The sequence below is a fragment of the Sabulicella rubraurantiaca genome (genome assembly GCF_017355885.1).
In the GTDB taxonomy this organism is placed as follows: domain Bacteria; phylum Pseudomonadota; class Alphaproteobacteria; order Acetobacterales; family Acetobacteraceae; genus Roseococcus; species Roseococcus rubraurantiacus.
The window spans coordinates 62,072-85,436 of record NZ_JAFEUU010000009.1; the positions used below are offsets into that span (position 1 = coordinate 62,072).

Below are 23,365 nucleotides of genomic sequence, written 5' to 3' on the forward strand. Positions count from 1 at the left end.
GGAGGGAACCGTTTCACGCTTTCCAGTCGGGCGCGAAATCCGGCTGGACGAAGCGGCGATTCTGCGGAAGCGCGGCGAGGGTTGCACGGTCCTCTTCATCGAGGCGCAGGCCGAGCGCGCCCAGATTCTCGCGCTGACGCTCCCTGCCCTGGGCCTTGGGGATGGCGGCGACGCGCCCACGCGACAGGATGGCGGCCAGCGCCACCTGGGCCGGCGTGGCGCCGTGCTTCGCCGCCACCTTGCGCAGCGCTGAGTGGTCCAGCAAATCGCCCTTCCCAAGCGGCGTGTAGGAGGACAACACCATCCCCGCCTCGTCCGTCACCGCTAGCAGGCGCGACTGGTCCAGCATGACGTGATGCTCGACCTGGACGCAGGCGAGGGGGGTGATGCGAAGGTCGAGGGCCCGGCGCAGCATCCCGGCGGGGAAGTTGGACACGCCCACCGCACCGGCGCGCCCTTCCTCCCGCAGCCGCGCCAGCGCTTCCAGCAGGGAAGGGAGGTCCATCTGCGGCGAGGGCCAGTGGATCAGCAGCAAATCCACATGGTCCAGCCCCAGCCGCTCCAGCGAGGCCAGGGCGGCGGTGCGCAGGGCGGGGCCGGTGGTGCGGTCCCACCAGATCTTGGTGGTGACGAAGACCTCCTCGCGCGGAACTCCGCCGCGCCGGAGGGCGGTGCCGACCTCGCGCTCATTGCCGTACATCTCGGCGGTGTCGAGGTGGCGATATCCGAGGGCGAGGGCGGATTCCACCGCCGCCTCGCAATCCGCCCCGCGCATCGGCCAGGTGCCGAGGCCGAGCGCCGGCATTCGCACCTGCTTTGTTTCCAGCATCATCGCTTGCTGAGATCCACGATCCCGCAGCGCCCTTCCTCCGTCCCGAAGGCGAGCAGCGTGCCGGAGGCGTTCCACACCAGGGCGGACACGCCGCCGCCGCCCGGCGGCGCGATGGGCAGCACCCGGCCGGAGCCGATGTCGGTGAGCAGCACGAGCCCGTCCTCGAAACCTGCCGCCACCATCTCGTGCTGCGGGTGGCAGGCGACGCGGGTGCAAATCACCCCGTCCCCACCCGCGAGTTCAGTCGGCGCCTTGCCCATCGGCCCGCCGCCGAAGAAGGGCCAAAGCACCACCGCCTCCGCCCCGCTGGTCGCCAGCCACTTGCCGCGCGCGGTGAAGGACAGCGAATGGGTCTTGGCAGGATAGCCGGACATCCGCATGTGCTGCCCGTCGGCGAGGCGCCAGCCATGCAGCGCCGCCTCCTGCATCGCGGTAACGACATGCGTGCCATCGGGGCTGAGGGTGATGGCGTGGTGGCTGCCCTTCCACTCCAGCACGCGCGGCTTGTCCTCCTTCGCGCCGACAAACCAGAGCGAGGCGCCGTTGTAGTGGGAGGCGGCGACGCGCTTGCCCTTGGTGTCGAAGGCGACTCCGCCCACCGAGGAAGGATGGGCGAGCGACTTCAGCGCCGTGCCCTTCGCGTCCAGCACGTGCACGGCCTTGCCGACGGCACAGGCGCGCAGCCCGGATTCGTGGGCGGCGACGTGCTCGATCCACTTGGAGCCGTAGCGCGCTACCTCCTCCGCCGCGCCCTCGAAGGGCACGCGCATCAGGCGCCCGTCGTCGCCGCCGGACAGCGCGCCATCCTTCGCATCGGCGCAAAGGGACAGCACCGCGCCGTCATGCGCCTCCACCACGCGCCACTCGGCGCCGGGCTGGGCGATGCGGACCGTGCCATCCCCCAGCCCCGCGAAAAGGCCGCGTCCATCGCGCCCGAAGGCGAGGCCCACCACCCAGGCGCCCAGATCGGCGCTGGTGCCGCGGCTGGCGATCAGGAACTCGGGCGCCGGGGCGGTCGTGCTCACGCCGGCACCTGGCAGGCCTCGAAGCCGCGGCGCAGCACGGGGCGGTTCAGGTCGCGCCCGATGAAGACGATCTTGGAGCGGCGCTCCTCGCCCTCCTTCCAGGGGCCGATGAAGTCGCCATCGGCGATCATGTGCACCGCTTGGAAGGCGAAGCGGCGGTCATCGCCGGGATAGGCGAGAATGCCCTTGGTCCGCAGCAGGTCCTGCCCCTTGGCGGCGAGGAGGTCGCTCATCCAGGAGTTGAACTTCTCTGGGTCGATGGGGCGCGACACCTCGAAGGAGACGCTGTTGACCTCGCTGTCGTGCTCGTGCTCGTCCTCGCCGGACAGGAACTCGGGCTCGCGGCTCAGGATGCGCTCCAGCGAGAAGCTGTCGCGGCCGATCACCTCGTTCACCGGCACGTCGCTCTTGGTGGCGCGGCGGATCTCGGCATAGGGGTTGATGCCGCGGATGCGGCGCTCGACCAAGGCCGCCTCCTCCTCGCTCACCAGGTCCATCTTGTTCAGGACGATGAGGTCGGCGAAGGCGATCTGCTCCTCCGCCTCCTTGCTGTCCTCCAGCCGCGCGGCGAGGTGCTTGGCATCCACCACGGTGACGATGGAATCGAGCTTGGTGGCCCGCTTCACGTCCTCATCCACGAAGAAGGTCTGGGCGACGGGGGCGGGGTCCGCGAGGCCCGTCGTCTCGACGATGATGCCGTCGAACTTGCCGCGCCGCTTCATCAGACCGGACAGGATGCGGATCAGGTCACCGCGCACCGTGCAGCAGATACAGCCATTGTTCATCTCGAACACTTCCTCGTCGGCATCCACCACGAGGTCGTTGTCCACGCCGAGTTCGCCGAACTCGTTGATCACCACGGCGTATTTCTTGCCGTGGTTCTCGGTGAGGATGCGGTTCAGCAGCGTCGTCTTGCCCGCGCCGAGATAGCCGGTGAGCACGGTCACGGGCACGGGTTCGGAAGGGTTCTGCACCATGGGAAGGAAACTCCGTCAGGCTTTTGCCCTATATGGACCGTGCCCGGTGGGAGGCAAAACCCCCGCCCACCCGGGACGTTGCCCCTGCGAAGCGACGAGGAGGCTCCCATGACACAGGGTTCCAAGGACAAATACACCGACAAGCAGAAGCGCAAGGCCGAGCATATCGCCGAAGGCTACGAGGCGCGCGGTGTTTCGGAGAAGGAAGCCGAGTCCCGGGCCTGGGCGACCGTCAACAAGCAGGATGGCGGTGGCAAGAAATCCGGCTCCGGCCGCAGCAAGCCCACGGCGCACTGACCATGGGCGGCGGGCAGAACAAGCCGAGTGGCTCGGCCAAGACCACGGACGGCGAGATGGACACGCGTTCCACCACCCCTGACCTCGCGGCGGAGAAGACTCGCAAGCACCCCGATCGTGCCGCCTCCGGCAAGGGCGAGGGGACCAGCGCCGGCTCCAGCGTCAGCGGCGAAACCGACGGCGCCATGAAGGACCAGGTGGGCAAGAGCGGCTGAGGCAAGGACCGGTCCACGATTGCCAGGGACAGGGGCAGGACGCCGCTTTTTGGGGCCGTGCCAGACATGGCCGGGCCAGATGAAGCGCCCGTCATGCTTCACGGCCCCGGCCTGCCGTGGCATCCGTGCCGCCGCCATAGGTTCCAGTCTCGAGGAGAGTTGTTCATGAGCACGACACGGCGCCAGATGATGGGTGCGGCGGCCCTCCTGGCCATGCCGAGCCTCGCCTCCGCCCAGACCAACTACCCGAACCGAACCCTGCGGATGATCGTGCCATTCGCAGCCGGCGGCGCGGTCGACATCACCGGGCGCCTCCTCGCCGAGCGGCTGCAGCCCATCCTCGGCCAGACCATCGTGGTGGACAACCGTGGCGGCGCGGGCGGCAATATCGGTGCCGATGCCGTCGCCAAGGCCGAGGCGGATGGGCACACCATCCTGCTCGGCAATGCCAGCATCCTGGCGGCGAACAAGTTCCTGTACCGCCGTTCCATGCCCTTCGACCCGATGCGCGACCTGGCGCCCGTCACGCGCGTCTCGACCGGGACGGTGCTGCTGGTGGTGAATGCCGACCGGCCCTGGCGAAGCTTCGCCGACCTCGTCGCGGCTGCGAAGGCCGCACCGGGACGGATCAGCATGGGTTCCTCGGGCACCGGCACGGTGAGCCATCTGACGCTCTCTTCCATCAATCGCGCGGCGGGAATGGATATCAGCCACATTCCGTATCGGGGCGGCGGCCCGGCCATCACCGACCTGCTGGCTGGCACGATCGACATGATGTTCGACGTCATCCCGGCGCTGATGCCGCATGTCCGCTCGGGCCGCTTCCGCCCGCTGGCCGTGGGCAGCGCCGAGCGCGTCACCTACGTGCCCGAGCTGCGCGATGTGCCCGGCATGAAGGAAGTGCTGCCCAACTCCAACATCGACATGCAGTCCTGGTACTCGGTCTCTGTCCCAGCCCGCACGCCCGCCCCCGCGATCCAGCGCCTGCACGAGGCGCTGGTGCAGGTGGTCCGCTCCGAGGACTACAAGGGGCGGCTGGAGCCGCTGGGCTTCACGCCGGTGTGGGACGAGACCCCGGCCGCCTTCGGCGAATACCTGCGCGCGCAGGAACGCGTCTGGCAGGGCCTCGTCGAAGCCTCGGGCGCCTCGCTGGACTGACAAGAAAGGCGCTGGCGGAACCCCGCCAGCGTCACCTCATTGCCTGCCGGCCTCCATCCGGCCGCACAGCGGCCGGCGCCGCCAGACTGACCACCCAACCGGCGCAGCCGAGGCGCGGCGAAAGCCAAGCGGCCGGAGGCCGCGCCCGGCGCCTGAGGACAGAAAAACTACAAGAAAGCCGCTACGCGGCTTCCTTGTGGATCGCGTCGCCCAGCGTGGTGACGATGCGGTCCACGTGCGACTTCTCGATGATGAGCGGCGGCGAGAGCGCGACGATGTCGCCCGTCACCCGCACCAGCAGACCATCGTCGAAGCAGCGGCGGAACACGCGCATGGCGCGGTCGCCCGGCTTGCCGGCGGTGGATTGCAGCTCGATCCCTGCGATCAGCCCGTGATTGCGGATGTCGATGACGCCGGGCGCGGCGCGCAGCGAGTGGGCCGCTTCCTCCCAATAGGGCTCGATGGCGCGGACGCGGCCGGGCAGATCCTCGCGTACATGGATCTCCATGGCGGCGATGGCGGCGGCCGAGGCCAGCGGGTGGCCGGAATAGGTGTAGCCGTGGAAGAACTCGATGCCGCCGGCGACGCCGGTCACGATGGCGTCGTGGATCTCGTTCTTCACCGCCACGGCGCCCATCGGCACGGCGGCGTTGGTCAGCCCCTTGGCCATGGTGATGATGTCCGGCGTCACGCCGAGACGCTCGGAGCCGAAATGGCTGCCGATGCGGCCGAAGCCCGTGATCACCTCGTCGAAGATCAGGAGGATGCCGTGCTTGGTGCAAAGCTCGCGCAGCTTCTCGAGGTAGCCGACCGGCGGCACCAGCACGCCGGTCGAGCCGGCGACGGGCTCCACCATCACCGCGGCGATGGTGTCGCCGTGCAGCGCCACCAGCTTCTCCACCTCCTCGGCCAGGAAGGCGCCGTGCTCGGGCTGGCCCTTCGCGAAGGCGTTGCGGTCGGGCAGGTGGGTGGCGGAAAGGTGGTCCACATAGGGCAACATGGCGCCGAACTGCTTGCGGTTCGGGCCGATGCCGCCCACCGACATGCCGCCGAAGCCGACGCCGTGATAGCCGCGCTCCCGCCCCACGAGGCGCACGCGCTGCGCGTGGCCGATGGCCTTCTGGTAGGCGAGGGCGATCTTCAGAGCCGTGTCGGCGCTCTCGCTGCCCGAATTGGTAAAGAAGACGCGGTCGAGTCCGGCCGGCGTCAGGTCCGCCACGCGCGATGCGGCCTCGAAGGCGATGGGATGGCCGAGCTGGAAGGTCGGTGCGAAGTCCAGGATGGCGGCCTGCTTCTGGATCGCCTCGGTGATCTCGCGCCGCCCGTGGCCGGCATTGCAGCACCACAGCCCGGCTGTGCCGTCCAACACCTCGCGCCCCTCGGGGGTGAAGTAGTGCATGCCCTCGGCGCGGGCGAGCAGGCGCGGCGTGCCCTTGAAATACTTGTTGTCGCTGAAGGGCATCCAGAACGCGTCGAGGTCGTTCGGGCGAGGGATCGAGATCTCGTTCATCGGGCAGATCCTTGGCGGCTGGCGCGACTCTAGACCCAAGCGGGCGGAGGTTGGAACACCCGCCCAGAAGGGGAATCCGTAGAACTCCGTCTTATGGATGCCGGGACGCGCGGCTAGGGGGTCTTAAAGCTCCCTGCCTGGATTCTCCGATGCGCCAACGCGTCCCGCCCTTCGCCCTCGCCTTCGCCTGTGCAGCCTCCGCCGCCTCCGCGCAGGGCTGGAACCTGTATGACGGCAGCGCCGCCAGCGTCTTCGTCCCGTATCACAATGCCGGGACGAACGGGTCGCTGACGCATTCGCCCTCGCTCCAGCTTTCCTTCAGCGGCTTGTCGGGCGGTTCCTTCACGCCGGGCACCCTGGCCTTCACCATGGATACGGGCTCCATGGGCATCGTCGCCTCGCCGGACAACTACCAGCCGCAGGCGGGCGACATGGCGATCGGCCCTGGCCAGCTGACCTACACGAGTTCCGGCCGCGTGAATCACGGCACTTGGTACCTGACGCGCGTGAACATCCACGACGCGCAAGGCGTGGCCGCCGTGGCCGAGGTGCCGGTGCTGCAGGTGACCCAGATCACCTGCCTGACCAACGCGCGCGAATGCACCCCCACCACCAGCCCCAGCGGTGTCTCCATGATGGGCGTCGGCTTCGCGCGCGAGGCGGACGAGCAGCAGGATTCCCGCCCGCGCAACAACGCCCTGATCAACATCGTCCAGATGCGCGGCGCCAGCGGGCTGGAGGCGGTGACGCCTGGCGCCAACTATGTCCCCGGTTATGTCGTGACGCGGGGCGGGGTTACGCTGGGCCTGACCGCCGCCGACACGGCCGGCGCCGCCTTCGCGCGGCTGCTGCCCAACCCCGCCATCCCCGGCGAGTGGATGCCCGCCTCCGGCGGCACCGTCGTCAACGGCGTCCGAGGCCAGGGGAACTCGCTGGTGGATACCGGCGTGAACGAGATGTTCCTGGTGCCTGGCGCGGGCACCGGCCTCGCCGCGGGGCAGACCGTGCCCGCGGGCACGCGCGTCACCGTGTCGCTGCCCGGGCTGGAGGCGGCGGGCCTCGCCTCCTACGGATTCATGGTGGGCGGTGGCTCGGCCCTTGAGCCCAGCAGCGTCATCATTCCGCACGGCACCACCCCCTTCGTGAACACGGGGCGCTACGCGCTCAAGGCCTTCGACATCATCTACGACAGCGGCAACGGCTTCGTCGGCTATCGCCGCGCCGCGGGCGCGACCGAGGGGCACGTCGCCCCCGGCCTCGTCCTTCAGGGATCCTGGCAGCTTCCGAGCCTGTTCCTGTCCAGCTTGCCGACGGTGCTGGTGGCCGACACGGCGCTCGCCACCCCCGGCACGGCGGCGCTGACGGGCGGCATCACCGGTGCCCATTCGCTGACGCTCTCGGGCGGCGGCACCTTTAACTTGGCCGGGCGGGGGGCCTACACGGGCGGAACCACGGTCGGCGCGGGCACCGGCCTCGCCATCGGCGTGGGGAACGAGCTCGGCTCGGGCGCGCTGACGCTGGATGGCGGGCGGCTGATCGGCGCGGGCGGCTTCACCCTGCCCAATCCCGTGAACCTCACTGCCGGGGGCGGCACGGTGCAGCCGGGCAGGCAGAGCGTCGCGCTGACCGGCAATCTCTCGGGGCCGGGGCAGCTGACGGTCAGCGGGCCGGGTCAGGTGACGCTGAGCGGCACCAATACTCAGGCGGGCGGCACGCTGGTGCGCGGGGGCGCGGTGCTGGCCACCGCCTCCGACCTCTCGCTCGGCGCAGCCGGTGCCCCTCTAGCGCTGCAGGGTGGAACGCTCAGGGCCCTGGCCAACCTGAACATCCTCCGTCCCGTCAGCGTGTCGGGCGGCGCCTTCGACACCACGGGCGGCTATGTCATCGCCCTGCGCGGTGCCTTCACCCATGACGGCGCCATCTCCGTACTCGGCGACGGGAGGCTGGATCACGGGGGCGATGCCGTTTCCGCTGGCCCGGTGACGCTGGGTGGCGGACGTCTCTCCGTCTCGGGCAGCCTGACCGCCCCGGCCCTGCTCGTCGCGCCCGGCGCGACGCTGGGCGGCACCGGCACGGTGAATGCGCCGACTGCGGTCGCGGGGACACTGGATCCGGGCAATTCGCCTGGAACGCTGGTCTTCACGGCGCCGGTCACGATGCTGCCCGGCTCCGTCCTCGCGGTGGAGGTGGACGGCACCGGCACGGGGAACGGCCCGGGCCAGTTCGACCGCGTCGTGGTGCAGGGCGGAAGCTTCGCCGCTGCCGGCACCGTTGCCCCCGTCCTGCGTGGCCTGTCCGGCGCGACGAACAGCTTCACCCCCGTTCTCGGCCAGGGCTTCACCTTCGTGCAGGCCGATGGCGGCGTGTCGGGCCAGTTCGCCGCCGTGGCGCAGCCTTCTGCCGGCACGGCGGGTACGCGCTTCGACCTGCTCTACGGCGCAAACTCCGTCACCCTCATGACCACCCCGGCCGCCTATGCCGCGCTGCGCGACGCGGGCCTGCCGCAGACGCCCAACCAGATGGCAGTGGGCGCGACCCTGGATGCCTTCCGCCCCGCGGCCGGCCCGCGCCTGTCCGGCGAGGCCGCCGCGGTCTTCGGCCCGCTCTATGCCCTGGCCCCCTCCGCCCTGCCGGCGACGCTGGAGGCGTTGGCCGGCACCTCCTGGGGCGATGGCTTGGCGGCGCGGCTTTCTGCCCGGCAGGCCTTCACGGCGGGGCTATCTGAGCAGCTGGCCCTCGCGCGCGGGGGCCGCGAGGCACGGGGCGCGCAAGGCGTCGCGCTGGCTTCCGACCGCGCCGCGTGGTTCCGCGCCCTGGGCCAGCCGATGCTGCGCGCCGGGCGCGACGGTGCGCCGGGCTTCACGGCGGGGCTCGGCGGGGTTGCGGCGGGCACCGAGATCCGGCTCGGCGCCGGGGCGCGGGCGGGCGTCGCGCTCGGCTACACCTCCGGCGTGGTCACCACCCGCTCGGGCGCCCGCATCGAGGGAGAGGCGCTGAACCTCGCCCTTTACGGCGGCTGGACGGGATCAAGCGGCGTCTTCGTCGAGGGCGACGCGGGCGGCGGCTGGGCGCGGGACGTGTCGCAGCGCGGCCTCGCCGCCTTTGGCCGTCAGGCACGCGGATCGGCGGAGGGCGGCTCCCTTGGGGGCGGGGTGCGGGCAGGCATCGCGGCGGAGGCCGCGGGTTGGCAGATCGAGCCCAGCCTCGCCCTGCGCATCGACCGCGTGAGCCGCGCGGGCGTGACCGAGACGGGCGCGGGCAGCCTGGGGCTGCGTGTCCAGGGGGGCGACATGCTTTCCTTCCGCAGCGTGCTCGGGGTGACCGCCGCCCGGCGCTTCGACCTGCCCTGGGGCGGGATGTCCGTCACGCCGGCGCTGCGCGTGGGCTGGGCGCATGAATTCGCCGATGCCTCGGCCACGACGCGCGCGGCGCTGCTCGGTGCGCCGGATGCGGGCTTCCAGGCCACGTCCACCCGGCTGGGCCGCGACGCGGCGCTGCTGGGCGCGGGCGCCAGCCTGGCGCTGCGGCCGGGCGTCTCGCTCTTCCTGGACTACGCCTCGGAATGGCGGAGCAACCTGACGGCGCAGACGGTCTCGGGCGGGTTGCGGGTGAGGTTCTGAGGCTGCGCCCTCCCGACCGGACGGCGCGTCAGCCCTTGATCGCGACGAGGCTGTAGGACAGGGGCAGCCAGGGCTGCGAGGGCCAGGTCCAGAGCCCGTCCGCCCCGCGCACCAGGCCAGGGAAGAAGGCCCAGGGGAGGCGGTCATGCTCGCGCAGCCGCTCCAGCCGCAGCCCGGCCTCGTGCAGCGCGTCCAGCACGTCGCCCAGCGGGTGCAGCCATGCCACTGTCCGGCTGTTGCGGATGGGCACGGAGGGGTCGCAGTAATCCACCGCATCCTCGAAGACGCGGCCCTTGCGCTCGAAATAGGGGACGAGCCAGCCGGGCTTTCCCTCCGGGTCTCCGGGCGGGGACCAGCCATCGAACACGGCGGCGACGGGATGCCCATCGGCGAAGAGGAGGCGCCCGCCGGGCCGCAGGAAATGCGCCACCACCCGTGCCCAGCGGCGGATGTCGGGCAGCCAGCCAATCGTCCCCCAGGAGGTGAAGATGAGGTCGAAGCTGGCCTCCTCCCCCGGCATCGCTTCCGGCGCGGCGAGGACGTCGCTCTCGACGAAGCGCAGCGCCGCCGCGCCCGTCTCGTCGGCCAGGGCGCGGGCGGCGGCGATGGCGGGCGGGCTCCAATCCACCCCCGTCACCTCCTTCGCGCCGCGCTGGAGCAGGGCCAGGCTGTCATCGCCGATGTGGCATTGCAGGTGGAGGAGGCGCAGCCCCTCCAGCGGCGGCAGCATCGCTTCGACGATAGGGTCGAGCCGCCCGCTTCCCGCCCGGTGCGTGGACAGGTCGTAGCCGCGTGGTCCCAGGTGCAGCGCCGTGCGCTCGTCCCAGTTCGCCCGGTTCAGCCGGCGCCAATCCTCTTCCATGCGGGAAGCCTGCCAGCGCGTCCGGCTTCCGTCGAGCGTGGCGCGTTCCGCGCGGACGCCGCTTGCGCTATGCTGGCGGGCCACCCCTTTCCGGGAAACGCTGCCCCGTGCTCGCCACCTCCCCCGCCTTCAAGGACAACGCTGCCCGCGCGCTGGAGGATCCCAGCCTCCAGAAGGCGCTCGACCGCGCCAAGGGCGGCTTCCTGAACAAGCGCGGCGCTGCCGTCGCCGGCCTGCCGGAGTTCGAGCGGCTGCGCGACATCGGGCGCGACATCAAGAACCACACCCTCCAGCACCTGGATTTCTACCTGGAGGAATACGAGGCGAAGGTGCAGGGGGCGGGCGGGCACGTGCATTGGTGCCACACTGCTGACGATGCCCGCCGCGCCGTGCTGGAAATCTGCCGCCGCGCCGGGGCACGCACCGTCACCAAGGGCAAGTCCATGATCTCCGAGGAACTCGGGATCAACGAGCACCTGGAGGCGCACGGCATCCAGCCAGTCGAGACCGACCTGGGCGAATACATCCTGCAGCTTCGCAATGAGCCGCCCTCCCACATCATCGGTCCGGCCTTCCATCTGAACCGCGAGGATTGGGAGGAAAGCTTCCGCGCCTCGCACACCGACCTGCCGAAGGACCGCGTCTTCCACGAGCGGCGCGACATCCTCACCGAGGCGCGCGCCAAGCTGCGCAACAAGTTCCTCATCGCCGACGTGGGCATCACCGGCGCCAACTTCCTGGTCGCCGAGACGGGCAGCAGCGTCATCGTCACCAATGAGGGCAATGGCGACCTGACGCAGACCCTGCCGCGCGTCCACATCGTCCTCGCCAGCATCGAGAAGATCGTCCCGACGCTGGAGGATTGCACTTCCCTACTGCGCCTGCTCGCGCGCTCCGCCACGGGGCAGGATTTCTCCGTCTACACCACCTTCTCGACCGGCGTGCGGCGCGAGGGCGACCTGGACGGGCCCGAGGAGTACCATGTCATCCTGGTGGATGCCGGGCGCTCCAACATGGTCGGCACGGACTTCCAGGACATGCTGCGCTGCATCCGCTGCTCGGCCTGCATGAATCACTGCCCGGTCTATGGCGTGGTGGGCGGGCATGCCTATGGGTGGGTGTATCCCGGCCCGATGGGCTCGGTGCTGACGCCGACGCTGATCGGCGTGGACAAGGCGGGGCACCTGCCCAACGCCTCGACCTTCTGCGGCCGGTGCGAGAGCGTCTGCCCGGTGAAGATCCCGCTGCCCAAGCTGATGCGCCATTGGCGGGAGCGCGAGTTCGAGCGCCACCTGACGCCTTCGACCATCCGCGCCAATCTTGGCATCTGGGGGTGGTTCGCGAAGCGGCCCGCGCTCTATCGGATGGCGACGCGCGCCGCGACCGGGGCGCTGGGGCTGCTCGGGCGCGGCAAGGGCAGCTTCCGTTCGCTGCCGCTGGCCGGCGGCTGGACGGCGGGGCGCGACCTGCCCGTGCCGCAGGGCGGCACCTTCATGGCGCAATACAAGCGCCGCCAGCGGGGAGCGCGCCCATGAGCCGCGACGCCATCCTCGGCACCATCCGGCGCGGGCTGAAGCGCGGCCCGCTGCCGGAGGACCAGAAGGCGATGCTGCGCGCCCGCATGGCGGCACATCCGCGCCACCTCATCCCCGCGCGCTCGCGGCTGGACCGCGCCGGTCAGGTGGCGCTGTTCATCCGCAACGTGGAGAAGGAGTTCGGCACGGTGGAGCGTGTGCCGGACCTCGCCGCCGTGCCTGCCGCCGTGTCCGACTACCTCGCGGCGCATAACCTGCCACCGCGCTTCGCCATGGCGCCGCACCCGGAACTTCAGGGCATCGACTGGAGCGACCGTCCGCTGCTGGAATTCGAGGCGCGGAAAGGCGCGGCCAGCGACCAGGCCAGCCTGCAGCACGGCTTCGCCGCGATTGCCGAGACAGGGACGCTGATGCTGCCCGTCGCCGGCGAGCGCCCGACCACGCTGAACCTGCTGCCCGACACGGCGATGGTGTTCCTGCGCGCCTCGCGCATCGTCGGCGCCTATGAGGAGGCGTGGGATCTCCTGCGCGCCGAGCGGGTGGACCCGCTGACCGGCGGCTTCATGCCGCGCAACGTCATGCTGGTCACCGGTCCTTCGCGCTCCGCCGACATTGAGCAGACGCTGGAACTGGGCGCGCACGGGCCGCGCCGCCTGCATGTCATCCTGCTGGATGACGACCTGGCGGCCATGCCGGAGGCGGTGGCGGCCGCGCCGGATTTGCGCCCCGAGCCGGCGCGCCATCCCATCGCGGAGCCGGGCGAGCCCGCCAGCCCGGGCGATTGATGCGTCGTCGCCGGGGCGAGTTGACGGAGGAGGACCGCGCGGTCTGGGCGGCCTATGCCCAGCGCGTACGCGCGCTGCCCGGCCGTGCCGTCCCGCCGCCCCCGGCCGCGCCCGCCGTCACGATCACGCCGCCGCCGCGTCCTGCCGCGCCTCCGCCGCTGAAGCCGCGCCTACCCCCGCCGGAAGTGGCGGTCGGCGCCCCGCCGCCCGGCCTGGATGCGCGGCGCTGGCGCGACCTGCGGCGTGGCAAGCTGCGGCCCGAGCGCAAGCTGGATCTGCACGGCATGACGGCCGCCGCCGCGCATGGCGCCGTCTCCTCCTTTCTCCATTCCGCGCTGGCGGACGGTGTGCGCTGCGTGTGCATCGTCACCGGCAAGGGTTCCACGCCGGAAGGGGGCGTGCTGCGGCGGGAATTGCCGCATTGGCTGAATGCGCCGGGGCTGCGCGGCCTCGTGCTCGGCGCGGCGCATCCGCACCGCGCCAATGCCGGGGCTGTGCATCTCCTGCTGCGCCGCCCACGTACATGATCCAGACGCGAAGCGACGCGCCGTGACCCCCTTCGGCCGCAAGCTGCGGGAACTGCGGGAGGCGCGCGGCATCACCCTGACGGAGCTGGCGGCGGCGCTTCAGGTTTCGCCCGCCTATCTCTCGGCGCTGGAGCACGGGCGGCGCGGCCGGCCTTCGCCTGGCTTGGTGCACCAGGTGAACGAACATTTCGGCCTGATCTGGGACGAGGCGGAAGAACTCGTCTCCCTGGCGCGGCTGTCGCACCCGCGCGTGGTGGTGGACACGGCGGGGCTGAGCCCCGAGGCGACGCGGCTCGCGAACGAGCTGGCCCGCCGCATCCGCGACCTCCCTTCCGAGCGGGTACATGCCCTGCTGGCGCTGCTGGAGGCCAAATTCCCTTGAGTGGGACCGGCCCCTTCGCCCGCGCCTGCCGCGAGGCGCTGGGCGCCCCCGCCCTTGCCATGGCGGCGACCTTCCTGGCCTTCGGGACGGCGGCCGCCGCGGCGGGGCTGTCGCTGGGCTGGACCCTGCTCGCCGCGCTGGGGGTCTATGGCATGCCGGGGCAGATGATCCTGCTCGGCGGGGGCGGCGTGGCGGCGGCGGTGGCGGCGAATGCGCGCTTCCTGCCCATGGCGGTATCGCTCTCGCCCTGGCTCGGCCGGGGAGGGGGGCGCTGGCTGTCCCTGCCCTTCATCGCGGTGACGCCCTGGGCCATGGCGATGCGGCGCCTACCCCACACCCCGCCCACCGACCGGCTGCGCTGGTTCCTCGGCTTCGCCCTCACCTCCTGGATCGTGGCGGGACTCTCCGCCCTGGCCGGGTTCCTACTGGCGGGGCGGCTGCCCGGTCCGGTGCTGGCGGTGCTGCTGCTGACCAACCCGATCTATTTCGGCCTGATCGTCGCCGATGCGGCGCGGGTCCATCCGGCGCGGCTTTCCGTTGCCTGCGGCCTGCTGGCGACGCCGCTGGCGCTGGTCCTCCCCGCGAGCCTCGGATTGCTGGCGGCCGGGCTGGTGGGCGGCAGCGTCGCCTTCGCCCTGTCGGCGCGCCGCCGTGACTGAACTCCTGCTGCTCATCGGCGCCTGTGTGGCGCTGCGCGCCGCCGGGCTGGCGATGGCTGGGCGGATGGGGGCGGAGCATCCCTTCATCCGATGGGCCTCCTCCGTGGCGATGGCGACGCTGGCGGCCTTTGTGGCCTCGGCGCTGCTGATGCCGTCCGGTGCGCTGGCGACGCTTCCCATCGCGGCACGGCTGGGTGGGATGGGGGCGGCGGTGGCCGTGCTGTTCTGGCGCGGCGGGCTGCTGCTGCCGGTGCTGGCCGGGTTGGCCGTGGCGGTGCTGCTCAGCCCTTAGCCGGCGACAGCTCCTCGGCCAGTTCCTCCAGCAAGGTGCGCAGCCGGGCCAGCTTGGCGGCGCCGATGCGGCGGCCGAACTCCTCCTCCGCCTCCTCGCTCAATTCCAGCAATGCCTCCATCACCGCCTGGCCGCGCCGCGTCAGGTGGATGCGGCGGGCGCGGCCATCCGCCGGGTCAGGCCGCGACTCCAGGTAGCCGGCCCCGGTCAGCCCCTCCACCAGATAGGCCATGCCCTGCTTGGTCATCCCCGCTGCCTCAGCGAGTTCGGTGAGGCGGGAGCCGGAGGGGAGGATGTGACGGAACACCGCGCCGTGCGCGGTGCGGATATCCGGAAAACCGCGCGCGGCAAGGCCGCCATAGACGCGCTCGCTCAGCTGCGCGTAGGGCAGGCGGAGCAGCCAGCCAAGGCTGCGGCGCGCCTCGGTGGGGTGTCGTTCGACTGTCATTTCGTTTCTTGACAGGAAGTCAGGTGTTCTGCCTAGTTTAGTCAGGCAATTTGACGAAAGGAAGCGCCATGACCCACCACGCCGCCATCCAGCCCGACCTCATCGCGCGCAACCTCGCCACCGTGGACGCGCATATGCGCGGCGAGGCGGAGGACCCCGCTTCCATCATGGCGCTCTACGCGCCGGAAATCGTGCTGGAGGTGCCGGGGCGCGGCCTGCGCCTGTCGAGCCTCGCGGAGATCGAGGCCAATTACCGCCGCATGTTCGCCTCCATGGCCGAGGTCGAGATCGCGCCGCTCGACCGCTTCGCCACGGAGACGCGCGTGGTGGATGACTGCATCGTGCGCCTGCGCCTCACCGGCGACGGCATGGTGAACGCGCCGGTTCCCGTCGGCTCCCGCGTCGAGATCCGCCTTCTGCACGTCTTTGAGATGCAGGACGGGCTGATCGCGCGGGAGACGGTGTTCGAGGGCTGGCGCCGCCTGGACTAACCTTCCACGCGGATGTTGCGCTCCCGGATCACCTGGCCCCAGCGCTCATACTCGCGGCCGACGAAGGCCTCCATCTCGGCGGGGGTGGAGCCAACCGCGTCCAGCCCGGCGCCGGCCATGCGCTGCACCACCTGCGGATGCGCCACCGCCTCGCGCACCGCCGTGCCCAGGCGCTCGATGGCGGCTTGCGGCGTGCCCGAAGGCACAGCGATGGAGCCCCAGGACTGCACCGTCGCCGCAGGATAGCCCAGCTCGGTGAAGGTCGGGGTGTCGGGCAGCAGGGAGAGGCGGCGCGGCCCGCTGGTGGCGAGGACGCGGATCAGGTTCTGCCGCACCTGCGCGATGGAGGAGGCGGGCTGGTCCAGCATCACCTGCACCGTCCCGTTCACCAGGTCGCTCATCGCTTGGCCGGAGCCGCGATAGGGCACGTGCGTCATCTGCGTGCCCGTCACCGCCATGAACAGCTCGGTGAAGATATGCGTCCCCGTGCCCACGCCCGACGTGGCGAAGGAAAGCCGCCCGGGATTGGCCTTCGCATGGGCGATGAACTCCGGCAGCGTGCGCGCGGGCACGGAGGGGTGGACCACCACGATCACGTCCGTGGTGAAGATCAGCGACACCATGGCGAGGTCGCGCCGAACATCCACCTGCCGCATCAGCCCGAGATGCGGCGCCAGGGTGAAGGCGCCGTTGGTGGCGACCAGCAGTGTGTGCCCATCGGCGGGGGAGCGGGCCGCGGCCTCGATGCCAACTGCACCGCCGGCGCCGGTGCGGTTCTCCACCACCACGGACTGGCCCAGGGTTTCCGACATGCGCTCGGCGATGATGCGCCCGCCCACATCAGTGGAGCCGCCGGGGGCAAAGGGAACGATCATCCGAAGCGGCCGCGTCGGCTGCCAGGACTGCGCCCGCGCCGTGACGGCGGGCAGCAAGAGCGGCGCGGCAAGCAACGCGCGGCGGGCGAGGACCATGGGGAAGCCTCCATTTCAGTGAGGGAAGCTTCCGCCGGAATCCGCGCCGTGTTCAAGACGCCCCACTCAGGATGGGGGCAGCGCCTCCCGCTCCACGCCACCACCAGGGGCAGGGCCGCGTCCGGGCCCCTCGGTCAGGTAAGGACGCAGCGAGCGGCGGAGCTGGAATTCGAACTCCGTGTTCAGGTCGAACATCGCCTGGCGCAGCAGCGACTCGGCGGCGGCGCGGCGCGCGGCGGGGTTGGATTCCACGCCGGTGCGGACGCGGCTGGTTTCCGCCTCGGCGAAGCCCAGGCGGCGGCCATTCGGGTCTTGGATCTCCAGCCGCGCGGCTAGGCGCGCCTCCAGCCTTTCGGTCGCTCCGCCGCCCAGGAAACCGCCCCCGCCCTGCCGGTCGCGCGTGATCTGCGCGCGCGGGACGCTGAACACTGCGCGATTCTCCGTCCCGAAGGCGGAAAGCCGGTCGCGGCCCATGATCCGCACCGCATCGGTGGCGCTGGGGCTCAGCTCGCGCCCCAGGTCGCCGGGGCCGGGCAGGGGGTCGCGCCCGTCAATCTCCACCGAGGCGACGTCCAACCGAAGCTGAGTCAGGTGGCTGTAGCCGATCGGAGGCCCCTCGACGCGCGGCGGCGGCGAGGAGGCGCAAGCGGCAGCCGGCAGGGCGAGGAGAAGAACGCGCCGCCGCATCAGCGTCCCTGCACCTGGTCGCGCTCGAAGCGGAAATGGACGTTGCAGAACTCGCAAGTCATGGTGATGCGCCCCTCCTCGGCCATATCGTCGAGATCCTCGGCCGGGAAGCCTTCCAGCACCCCTGCAAGGCGCGAGCGCGAGCAGCGGCAGCCATAGGCAAGGGCCCGCGTCTGATCGAGCGCGAGCCCCTCCAGCGCGAAGAGCCGGTGGAGAAGCTGCCCGGGCGGCAGCGAATCGTCCAGAAGCTCCTCCTCTGTGAGGGTGCGCGCCAGGGTGACGGCGGTGTCCCAGGCATCGTCCTGCTCAGCGGCGTTCATGCCGGGCGCCAGCCCGCCTTCGCCCGCCACGCGCTCCATGATGAGGGCGGAGGCGCGCCACCCCTCCGGCCCCTCCGCACACGCGAGGTGCAGATGGGTGCGCAACTGCTCGGAGGAGGCGAAGTAGCCCGCCGCCATCTCCGTCAGGTCCTGGCCCTCCAGGGCGACGATGCCCTGGTAGCGGTCCATTTCCGGCCCCTGGTCGCAGGTGAAGGCGAGGTAGCCCTTGCCCATCAGCGCGCGGGGCGAGGGGTTGCGCCCATACATGGCCAGCTTGTCGTCCAGCACCCGGGCATGGCCGCGCAGCTCGCCGCCATCGGTGCAGTCGGCGATCAGCAGCGGCACCGGCCCATCCCCCTTGGCCTGGAGCGAGAAGGAGCCACGATACTTCAGGGCGGAGGCGAGGCCGGCCGTCAGCGCCAGCGCTTGGCCGAGCAGGCGCTGCACCGGCTCCGGCTGCTCGCGGCGGGACAGGATCGCGTCGGCGAGCGGGCCGAGCCGTACCAGGCGCCCGCGAACGGGCTTGTGGTGCAGGTGGAAGGGGCTCACGCCGTCGGAAACCACGAGATTCGGCACGTCCGGCCGGTCGTGGTTGAGGAAGTCGGGTTCGAACTGGGTCACGGGAGGGAGATAGCGACGCGGGAGCCGCATTGCACCCTCCGGCCACCCACAACGGGAAACGCGCCGGGCCGGAGCCTCAGCGCGTTATCAGAACCAGGATGTTGACCAAGGCCGCCAGAACCAGGGCGGCCAGCACCCAGCGCCCGAGCTTCTCGGGCGGGGGAATCCTCACGCGGCTTCGCGGCGGCGGCCACGCGCCGGACGGGCAGCCATGCTGCGGAGCAGTTCCTTGAGCCGGTTAGCGCCGATATCGGGGAAGCGGGACAGGAGTTCCGCCTCATGCGCCTTGGCCGAGACCAGCAGGTCGCGCACCGTCGCCTCGCCGCGCGGCGTCATGGCGATGCGGACCACGCGGCGGTCGCGCGCATCCGGCATGCGCTTCACCAGCCCGTCGCGCACCATGCGGTCGAGCAGCTTGGTCATGGTCGGCTGCTGGAGCAGGCAAGCCTCGGCAAGGCCGGTCACCGTCTCGCCGGTGGTGCTGCCGGACAGGGAGGCGAGGACGCGCCACACCGGAACCTGGATGCCCGCGCGGCGCAGCGTCGCGTGGAACTCGGCCGAGATGGCATGCGAAGCGCGGGCCATCAGGTAGAGAAGGTAATCGTCCACGAAGCGACCCTCGCCCGATGGAACGACAGAAGTATGCGGCGCCTCGTTGTTTAGGGCGATGTCCATGTCGCGGTCTCGGGGCAAGGTGTCCATAGGCTTCGTCTTGGCGGTATTTGCGAGCACTTCCAATTCGGTGAACTACGCATGAGTGTCGCCGTCATGACACATGAAATTTCATAAGCTAACCTCCCGCGGCGGCAGGGGGAGCGGGCGGCGCGATGGAAAGCTGGGAAGCGGGGTGGCAGGACGCCTTCGAGCAGGCGTTCCGCCTGTGCCGCGTCGCCGCCGGGGAGAACGTGGCCGTCCTGGCGGAATCCCTGTCGCGCCCGGTGAATGTCGCGCTTGCGGAAGCGGCGCTGCAGCGCCTCGGCGCGCGCCCCGTGCGCGTGACCCTGCCCAGCCCGCGCCCCGCCGCGCCCGTCCCGGTCCGTTCCACCGGCGCCTCGCGCGCCATTGCGGGGCATCCGGGCGCGCTGGCCGCCATCGGCGCCTGCACGTTCCTCGTGGATCTGACGGTGGAGGGAGTGCTGCACGCGCCCGAACTCCCCGCTATCCTGAAGGGCGGCACGCGCGTGCTGATGGTGAGCAACGAGCACCCGGAAACGCTGGAGCGTCTGGTGCCGCTGGAGGGTGACGACGTACCGGTGAAGGCGGCGGTGAAGCGGCTGCGCGCGGCGCAGCGCATGCGCGTCTCCTCTGCCGCCGGCACCGCGCTCGACATCGCCACCGACGGCGCGCCGGTCGCCGGAGTCTGGGGCTGGACGGACCGGCCGGGCACGGTGGCGCATTGGCCGGGCGGCGTGGTGGTGGCCTTTCCTCGTGCCGGCACGGTGAACGGGCGCCTCGTGCTCGACGCGGGCGACGTGAACCTGTCCTTCAAGCGCTACCTCGAACGCCCGGTCGTGCTCACCATCGAGGATGATCACGTCACGCGCATCGAGGGTGAGGGCGCCGATGCGGCGATGATGCGCCGCCATCTGGAAGCGTGGGGCGATCCGCTCTCCTATGCCGTGTCGCATGTCGGCTGGGGCATGAATCCGCGCGCGCGCTACGAGGCGCTGCTCTTCCACGACAAGTCGGACACCAACGGGACGGAGCTTCGCGCCGTGGCCGGCAACTTCCTCTTCTCCACCGGCGCCAATGAATTCGCGGGGCGCCACACGGAAGGGCATTTCGACATCCCCGTGTTCAACACCACGATCGAGCTGGATGGCGAGGCGGTGGTGCGCGAGGGACGCCTCGTCGCATGACGACGTTGGTCGCCCTGCACGGCATCGGTGGCAGCGCGGGATTGTGGGCGGAGGTGGCTCGCGAGCTGCCGCTCCTCGCCTGGGATCAGCCGGGGTATGGCGGCACGGCACTGCCGCCGGTGCTGGATTTCGCCGTGCTGGCCGATGCGCTGGTCGCCTTCCTCGACACGCGCGGCATCGCGCAGGCCGATCTGGCCGGGCATTCCATGGGCGGGATGATCGCGCTGGAAGCGGCGCTGCGACATCCCGCGCACGTGCGGCGCCTGGCGCTGATCGCCACCACTCCGGCCTTTGGCGGGCGCGACCCCGGCTTCGCCGAGCAATTCCTGCGCGCACGTCTTGGCCCGCTCGATGCCGGACGAAGCATGGCGGAATGCGCGGAGGAGCTGGTGGAAGGGCTGTTCGGCGCGGAGGCTACGCCCACGATGCGCGCAGCGGCGGCGCAGGCAATGGGCGAGGTGCCGGAAGCCACCTATCGCGCCACGCTGCGCTGCCTCACTAGCTTCGACCGGCGCGACGCGCTGCCAAGCCTCACCGAGCCCACGCTGCTGGTCGCAGGGACGCAGGACAACACAGCGCCGGAGCGCACCATGCGCCGCATGGCGGATGCCATCCCCGGCGCGCGCCTCGTTACGCTTCCGACCGGACACATGCCGCACCTCGAAGCGCCGGCGGCGCTGGCCGCGGCGCTGCGCGAACACTTTCGGGACTGACATGGACGCTTCCATCTTCGACCCGCGCGGCTTCCGCCTTTCGCCCTTCGAAGCCGATCTCTGCGCCCGTGCGCGTGAGTTCGGCGAGCGCGTCCTGGCGCCGCGCGCCGCGCAGTGGGACCGCGAGGCCTCGTTTCCCGTCGCCAATTACGAGGACATGCGGCGCGAAGGTTGGCTCGGCATCTGCATCCCGCGCGAGGAGGGGGGATGGGGCGCCGATTTCCGCGCCTATTGCCTCGCGGCGGCGGAGTTCGGCCGCTATTGCGGCGCAACGGCGCTGACCTGGAACATGCATGTCTGCTCGACGCTCTGGACCGGTCTTCTGACCGACGACCTGGAGATGGACGAGGCGACGCGCGCGACGCATCGCAGCCGCCGCGCGCTGCATTACGACCGCATCCTGCGCGAGGGCGCGGTGTTCTCGCAGCCCTTCAGCGAAGGCGGTGCGGCGGCGGCCGGGACCGTGGCCTTCGGCACCACCGCCACGCGCGATGGCGGCGGTTTCTGCATCAATGGCCGCAAGATCTTCGCTTCGCTCGCGGGCCACGCGGATTACTACGGCATCCTCTGCACCGAGCAGCATGGTGAGGAGAAGCTGTCACGGCGCGACACGCTCTACCTCGCCGTGCCGAAGGGCACGCCGGGCGTTGCGGTGGAAGGTGATTGGGACCCGCTGGGGATGCGCGGCACCGTGTCGCGCAACCTCGTCTTCCGCGACGTGTGGGTGCCGGAGGAGGCGATGCTGATGCCGCCCGGCCTGTACTTCCAGGCGGCATCGCGCTGGCCGCACATGTTCATGACGCTGACGCCGACCTATATGGGCCTCGCCCAGGCAACGCTGGACTTCACCATCCGCTACCTGCGCGGAGAGCAGCCGGGCACGCCGCCGGTGAAGCGCCGCATGTATCCCACGAAGCAGATCGCCGTGGCGGAGATGCGCGTGATGCTGGAACAGACCAAGGCGCTCTGGTTCCAGGCGGTGAGCGAGGCCGGTCCCGATCCGTCCAAGGAAGCGGTGCTGCGCGCCCTGGCGGCGCAGCATACGGTGATGGAGAATGCCGCCGCCCTCGCCGCCAAGGCGGTGCGCACCTGCGGCGGCCAGTCCATGCTGAAGACCCTGCCATTGGAGCGTATCTTCCGCGACAGCCGCTGCGGTTCGCTCATGCTGCCCTGGACGGCGGAGCTCTGCATCGACCGCATCGGCCGCGACTCGCTCTACGAGAAGGGCGAGGCGGATTGATGGACCTCGCCGCGCTCCGCCCGCTCATCGAGGCCGAAGCGGAGGTGCTGAAGGCGGCGGGCGTGGCGCGGGGCGACCGCGTGGGATGGATCGGGCTGAACCATCCCTCCATGCTCGCCTGCCTGCTGGCCTGCGAGGCGATCGGCGCGGCACTGGTGCCGCTGAACTGGCGCCTCGCCCCGGCGGAGCTGCAATGGATCAGCGAGGATGCGGGGCTGCGCCTGGTGCGCGAGGGGCCGCCCTCCGGCGCCACCGCGCCGCGTCCAGCCGGCATCCCGGTGCGGCGTGAGGATGGGACGTTGCTCCTCGCCTACACCTCGGGCACCACGGGCAATCCCAAGGGGGCCATGCTCTCCGCCGCTGCGCTGCGCGCCAATGCGGCGCATGCGCGGGCGGTGTTCGGGCTTTCGCCGCAGGATCACGTCCTCACCGTGCTGCCGCTTTTCCATGTGGGCGGGCTGAACATCCAGACATTGCCGGCGCTGCTGCTGGGCGCGCGGGTGACGCTGCACGGGCGCTTCGACGCGGAGGCCTTCCTCGATGCGGTGGAGCGGAAGCGGCCGACCCTGTCCCTGGTCGTGCCTGCGGTCATGCGCGCGCTGGTCGCGCATCCGCGCTGGGAAGCTGCCGATCTGTCCTCGCTTCGCGCCGTGGGAGCCGGGTCCTCCGACGTGCCGCCCGAACTGATCGCCGCCTTTCACGCCAAGGGCGTGCCGGTGCAGCAGGTCTATGGGCTAACGGAAAGCGCCCCCATCGCCGTCGCCCAGACGCGGGAGGAGGCGCTGGCCGAGCCGGGTTCCATCGGCCACGCAATCGGCGACTGCGCCGCCCGCATCGCGCGGCGCGACGGGAACGAGGCGCTGAATGGCGAGGAGGGCGAGATCCAGCTGCGCGGACCCAACCTGTTTTCCGGCTACTGGAACGCGGATGCGGCGACGGCGGAGGCCTTCACCGCAGATGGCTGGTTCCGCACCGGCGACCTCGGGCGGCGCGACGCCTCAGGCCGGTTCTGGTTCACCGATCGGCTGAAGCACCTGATCATCTCGGGCGGCGAGAACATCGCACCAGCGGAGGTGGAGCGCGTGCTGATGAGCGCCCCCGGCGTGCGTGAATGCGCGGTGGTGGGCCGCCCGGACCCGCGCTGGGGCGAGGTGCCGGTGGCCGTCATCGTGCCCGGCGCGGGCTTCGACGCCGATGCGGTTTTGCGCCATTGCGAGGGGCGCCTCGCGCGCTTCAAGCATCCGCGCGCGGTGGTGACGGTGGGCGCCTTGCCGCGCACCTCGCTGGGCAAGGTGCAGGTGGCGGCGCTGCGCGCCCTGATCGGCGCAGGCTGAACCCC

General features: G+C 71.0%; 24 protein-coding genes and 1 pseudogene. 15 read left to right on the forward strand and 10 right to left on the reverse strand.

The genetic code is table 11. From position 1 onward, the window contains the following. Positions 1-13: 13 nt before the first annotated feature. The 3 genes from JTJ31_RS16115 to JTJ31_RS16125 are packed head-to-tail and all read right to left on the reverse strand — an operon-like array spanning position 14 to position 2,834. The gene (locus JTJ31_RS16115) at positions 14-832 is read right to left on the reverse strand and encodes an aldo/keto reductase (RefSeq protein WP_207539748.1); all 819 of its coding nucleotides are present in this window, start codon (positions 830-832) and stop codon (positions 14-16) included. After that, the gene (locus JTJ31_RS16120; protein ID WP_207539749.1) at positions 829-1,857 is read right to left on the reverse strand and encodes a WD40 repeat domain-containing protein; all 1,029 of its coding nucleotides are present in this window, start codon (positions 1,855-1,857) and stop codon (positions 829-831) included. The genes JTJ31_RS16115 and JTJ31_RS16120 overlap by 4 nt, the downstream gene beginning before the upstream one ends. Then, on the reverse strand, positions 1,854-2,834 hold the full coding sequence (locus JTJ31_RS16125; protein ID WP_207539750.1) for a CobW family GTP-binding protein: 981 nt from the start codon (positions 2,832-2,834) through the stop codon (positions 1,854-1,856). The genes JTJ31_RS16120 and JTJ31_RS16125 overlap by 4 nt, the downstream gene beginning before the upstream one ends. Positions 2,835-2,942: 108 nt before the next feature. Between JTJ31_RS16125 and JTJ31_RS16130 the strand changes: the two are divergent. The 3 genes and pseudogenes from JTJ31_RS16130 to JTJ31_RS16140 all read left to right on the forward strand — a co-directional run. After that, positions 2,943-3,128, forward strand: a pseudogene (locus JTJ31_RS16130) (plasmid stabilization protein); the annotation flags it as partial. A 59-nt stretch (positions 3,129-3,187) separates the two neighbouring features. Beyond that, positions 3,188-3,346 carry a hypothetical protein gene (locus tag JTJ31_RS16135; protein WP_207539752.1) on the forward strand — a complete coding sequence of 53 codons (159 nt, stop codon included), beginning with the start codon at positions 3,188-3,190 and terminating at the stop codon, positions 3,344-3,346. Between the two features lie 165 nt (positions 3,347-3,511). Then, positions 3,512-4,504, forward strand: coding sequence for a Bug family tripartite tricarboxylate transporter substrate binding protein (locus tag JTJ31_RS16140; RefSeq protein ID WP_207539753.1), 993 nt, complete (start codon positions 3,512-3,514; stop codon positions 4,502-4,504). A gap of 181 nt (positions 4,505-4,685) precedes the next feature. On the opposite strand, the gene JTJ31_RS16145 is transcribed toward JTJ31_RS16140, so the two are convergent. Beyond that, positions 4,686-6,014, reverse strand: a complete 1,329-nt coding sequence (locus JTJ31_RS16145; protein WP_207539754.1) for an omega-aminotransferase AptA — start codon at positions 6,012-6,014, stop codon at positions 4,686-4,688. Positions 6,015-6,163: 149 nt separating this feature from the next. Here JTJ31_RS16145 and JTJ31_RS16150 point away from each other — a divergent pair, with 149 nt between their 5' ends. Further along, positions 6,164-9,634, forward strand: coding sequence for an autotransporter family protein (locus JTJ31_RS16150; RefSeq protein WP_207539755.1), 3,471 nt, complete (start codon positions 6,164-6,166; stop codon positions 9,632-9,634). A 28-nt stretch (positions 9,635-9,662) separates the two neighbouring features. Here the strand turns inward: JTJ31_RS16150 and JTJ31_RS16155 are convergent, their stop codons facing one another. Further along, the gene (locus JTJ31_RS16155; protein ID WP_207539756.1) at positions 9,663-10,580 is read right to left on the reverse strand and encodes a class I SAM-dependent methyltransferase; all 918 of its coding nucleotides are present in this window, start codon (positions 10,578-10,580) and stop codon (positions 9,663-9,665) included. Between the two features lie 23 nt (positions 10,581-10,603). Here JTJ31_RS16155 and JTJ31_RS16160 point away from each other — a divergent pair, with 23 nt between their 5' ends. Genes JTJ31_RS16160 through JTJ31_RS16185 form a run of 6 tightly spaced genes read left to right on the forward strand, consistent with a single transcriptional unit; the run spans position 10,604 to position 14,676 of the window. Further along, positions 10,604-12,031: a LutB/LldF family L-lactate oxidation iron-sulfur protein gene (locus JTJ31_RS16160; protein ID WP_207539757.1), complete on the forward strand. Its 1,428-nt coding sequence runs from the start codon at positions 10,604-10,606 to the stop codon at positions 12,029-12,031. Further along, the gene (locus tag JTJ31_RS16165; protein ID WP_207539758.1) at positions 12,028-12,816 is read left to right on the forward strand and encodes a LutC/YkgG family protein; all 789 of its coding nucleotides are present in this window, start codon (positions 12,028-12,030) and stop codon (positions 12,814-12,816) included. The genes JTJ31_RS16160 and JTJ31_RS16165 overlap by 4 nt, the downstream gene beginning before the upstream one ends. Continuing rightward, positions 12,816-13,343 (forward strand): Smr/MutS family protein, encoded by a 528-nt coding sequence (locus tag JTJ31_RS16170; RefSeq protein WP_207539759.1) that lies wholly within the window; start codon positions 12,816-12,818, stop codon positions 13,341-13,343. Before JTJ31_RS16165 ends, JTJ31_RS16170 begins: the two co-directional genes overlap by 1 nt. Before the next feature lie 22 nt (positions 13,344-13,365). Further along, entirely contained in the window at positions 13,366-13,725 is a 360-nt protein-coding gene (locus JTJ31_RS16175; RefSeq protein WP_207539760.1) for a helix-turn-helix domain-containing protein, read from the forward strand. Next, entirely contained in the window at positions 13,722-14,384 is a 663-nt protein-coding gene (locus JTJ31_RS16180) for an AzlC family ABC transporter permease (protein ID WP_207539761.1), read from the forward strand. Before JTJ31_RS16175 ends, JTJ31_RS16180 begins: the two co-directional genes overlap by 4 nt. Further along, positions 14,377-14,676: an AzlD domain-containing protein gene (locus JTJ31_RS16185; RefSeq protein ID WP_207539762.1), complete on the forward strand. Its 300-nt coding sequence runs from the start codon at positions 14,377-14,379 to the stop codon at positions 14,674-14,676. Before JTJ31_RS16180 ends, JTJ31_RS16185 begins: the two co-directional genes overlap by 8 nt. On the opposite strand, the gene JTJ31_RS16190 is transcribed toward JTJ31_RS16185, so the two are convergent. Beyond that, positions 14,666-15,124 carry a MarR family winged helix-turn-helix transcriptional regulator gene (locus JTJ31_RS16190; protein WP_207539763.1) on the reverse strand — a complete coding sequence of 153 codons (459 nt, stop codon included), beginning with the start codon at positions 15,122-15,124 and terminating at the stop codon, positions 14,666-14,668. The two genes, JTJ31_RS16185 and JTJ31_RS16190, sit on opposite strands and share 11 nt — an antisense overlap. A gap of 68 nt (positions 15,125-15,192) precedes the next feature. Here JTJ31_RS16190 and JTJ31_RS16195 point away from each other — a divergent pair, with 68 nt between their 5' ends. Then, positions 15,193-15,615, forward strand: coding sequence for a nuclear transport factor 2 family protein (locus JTJ31_RS16195; protein WP_207539764.1), 423 nt, complete (start codon positions 15,193-15,195; stop codon positions 15,613-15,615). Here the strand turns inward: JTJ31_RS16195 and JTJ31_RS16200 are convergent. The 4 genes from JTJ31_RS16200 to JTJ31_RS16215 form a co-directional block, all read right to left on the reverse strand. Next, positions 15,612-16,586 (reverse strand): Bug family tripartite tricarboxylate transporter substrate binding protein, encoded by a 975-nt coding sequence (locus JTJ31_RS16200; RefSeq protein WP_207539765.1) that lies wholly within the window; start codon positions 16,584-16,586, stop codon positions 15,612-15,614. The genes JTJ31_RS16195 and JTJ31_RS16200 overlap by 4 nt on opposite strands. 66 nt (positions 16,587-16,652) lie before the next feature. Further along, positions 16,653-17,273 carry a hypothetical protein gene (locus JTJ31_RS16205; protein ID WP_207539766.1) on the reverse strand — a complete coding sequence of 207 codons (621 nt, stop codon included), beginning with the start codon at positions 17,271-17,273 and terminating at the stop codon, positions 16,653-16,655. After that, a complete protein-coding gene (hslO, locus tag JTJ31_RS16210) occupies positions 17,273-18,244 on the reverse strand; it encodes an Hsp33 family molecular chaperone HslO (RefSeq protein ID WP_207539767.1) in 972 nt (323 codons plus the stop codon). Before hslO ends, JTJ31_RS16205 begins: the two co-directional genes overlap by 1 nt. 138 nt (positions 18,245-18,382) lie before the next feature. Beyond that, on the reverse strand, positions 18,383-18,889 hold the full coding sequence (locus JTJ31_RS16215) for a MarR family winged helix-turn-helix transcriptional regulator (RefSeq protein ID WP_207539768.1): 507 nt from the start codon (positions 18,887-18,889) through the stop codon (positions 18,383-18,385). Between the two features lie 152 nt (positions 18,890-19,041). Here JTJ31_RS16215 and JTJ31_RS16220 point away from each other — a divergent pair, with 152 nt between their 5' ends. The 4 genes from JTJ31_RS16220 to JTJ31_RS16235 are packed head-to-tail and all read left to right on the forward strand — an operon-like array spanning position 19,042 to position 23,360. Next, positions 19,042-20,073 (forward strand): M29 family metallopeptidase, encoded by a 1,032-nt coding sequence (locus JTJ31_RS16220; protein ID WP_207539769.1) that lies wholly within the window; start codon positions 19,042-19,044, stop codon positions 20,071-20,073. Further along, complete coding sequence (locus JTJ31_RS16225) at positions 20,070-20,786, forward strand: alpha/beta fold hydrolase (RefSeq protein ID WP_207539770.1); 717 nt, start codon at positions 20,070-20,072, stop codon at positions 20,784-20,786. Before JTJ31_RS16220 ends, JTJ31_RS16225 begins: the two co-directional genes overlap by 4 nt. A 1-nt stretch (position 20,787) precedes the next feature. Next, positions 20,788-22,026: an acyl-CoA dehydrogenase family protein gene (locus tag JTJ31_RS16230; protein WP_207539771.1), complete on the forward strand. Its 1,239-nt coding sequence runs from the start codon at positions 20,788-20,790 to the stop codon at positions 22,024-22,026. Next, positions 22,026-23,360 carry a class I adenylate-forming enzyme family protein gene (locus JTJ31_RS16235; RefSeq protein WP_207539772.1) on the forward strand — a complete coding sequence of 445 codons (1,335 nt, stop codon included), beginning with the start codon at positions 22,026-22,028 and terminating at the stop codon, positions 23,358-23,360. Before JTJ31_RS16230 ends, JTJ31_RS16235 begins: the two co-directional genes overlap by 1 nt. The last annotated feature ends 5 nt before the right edge of the window (positions 23,361-23,365 follow it).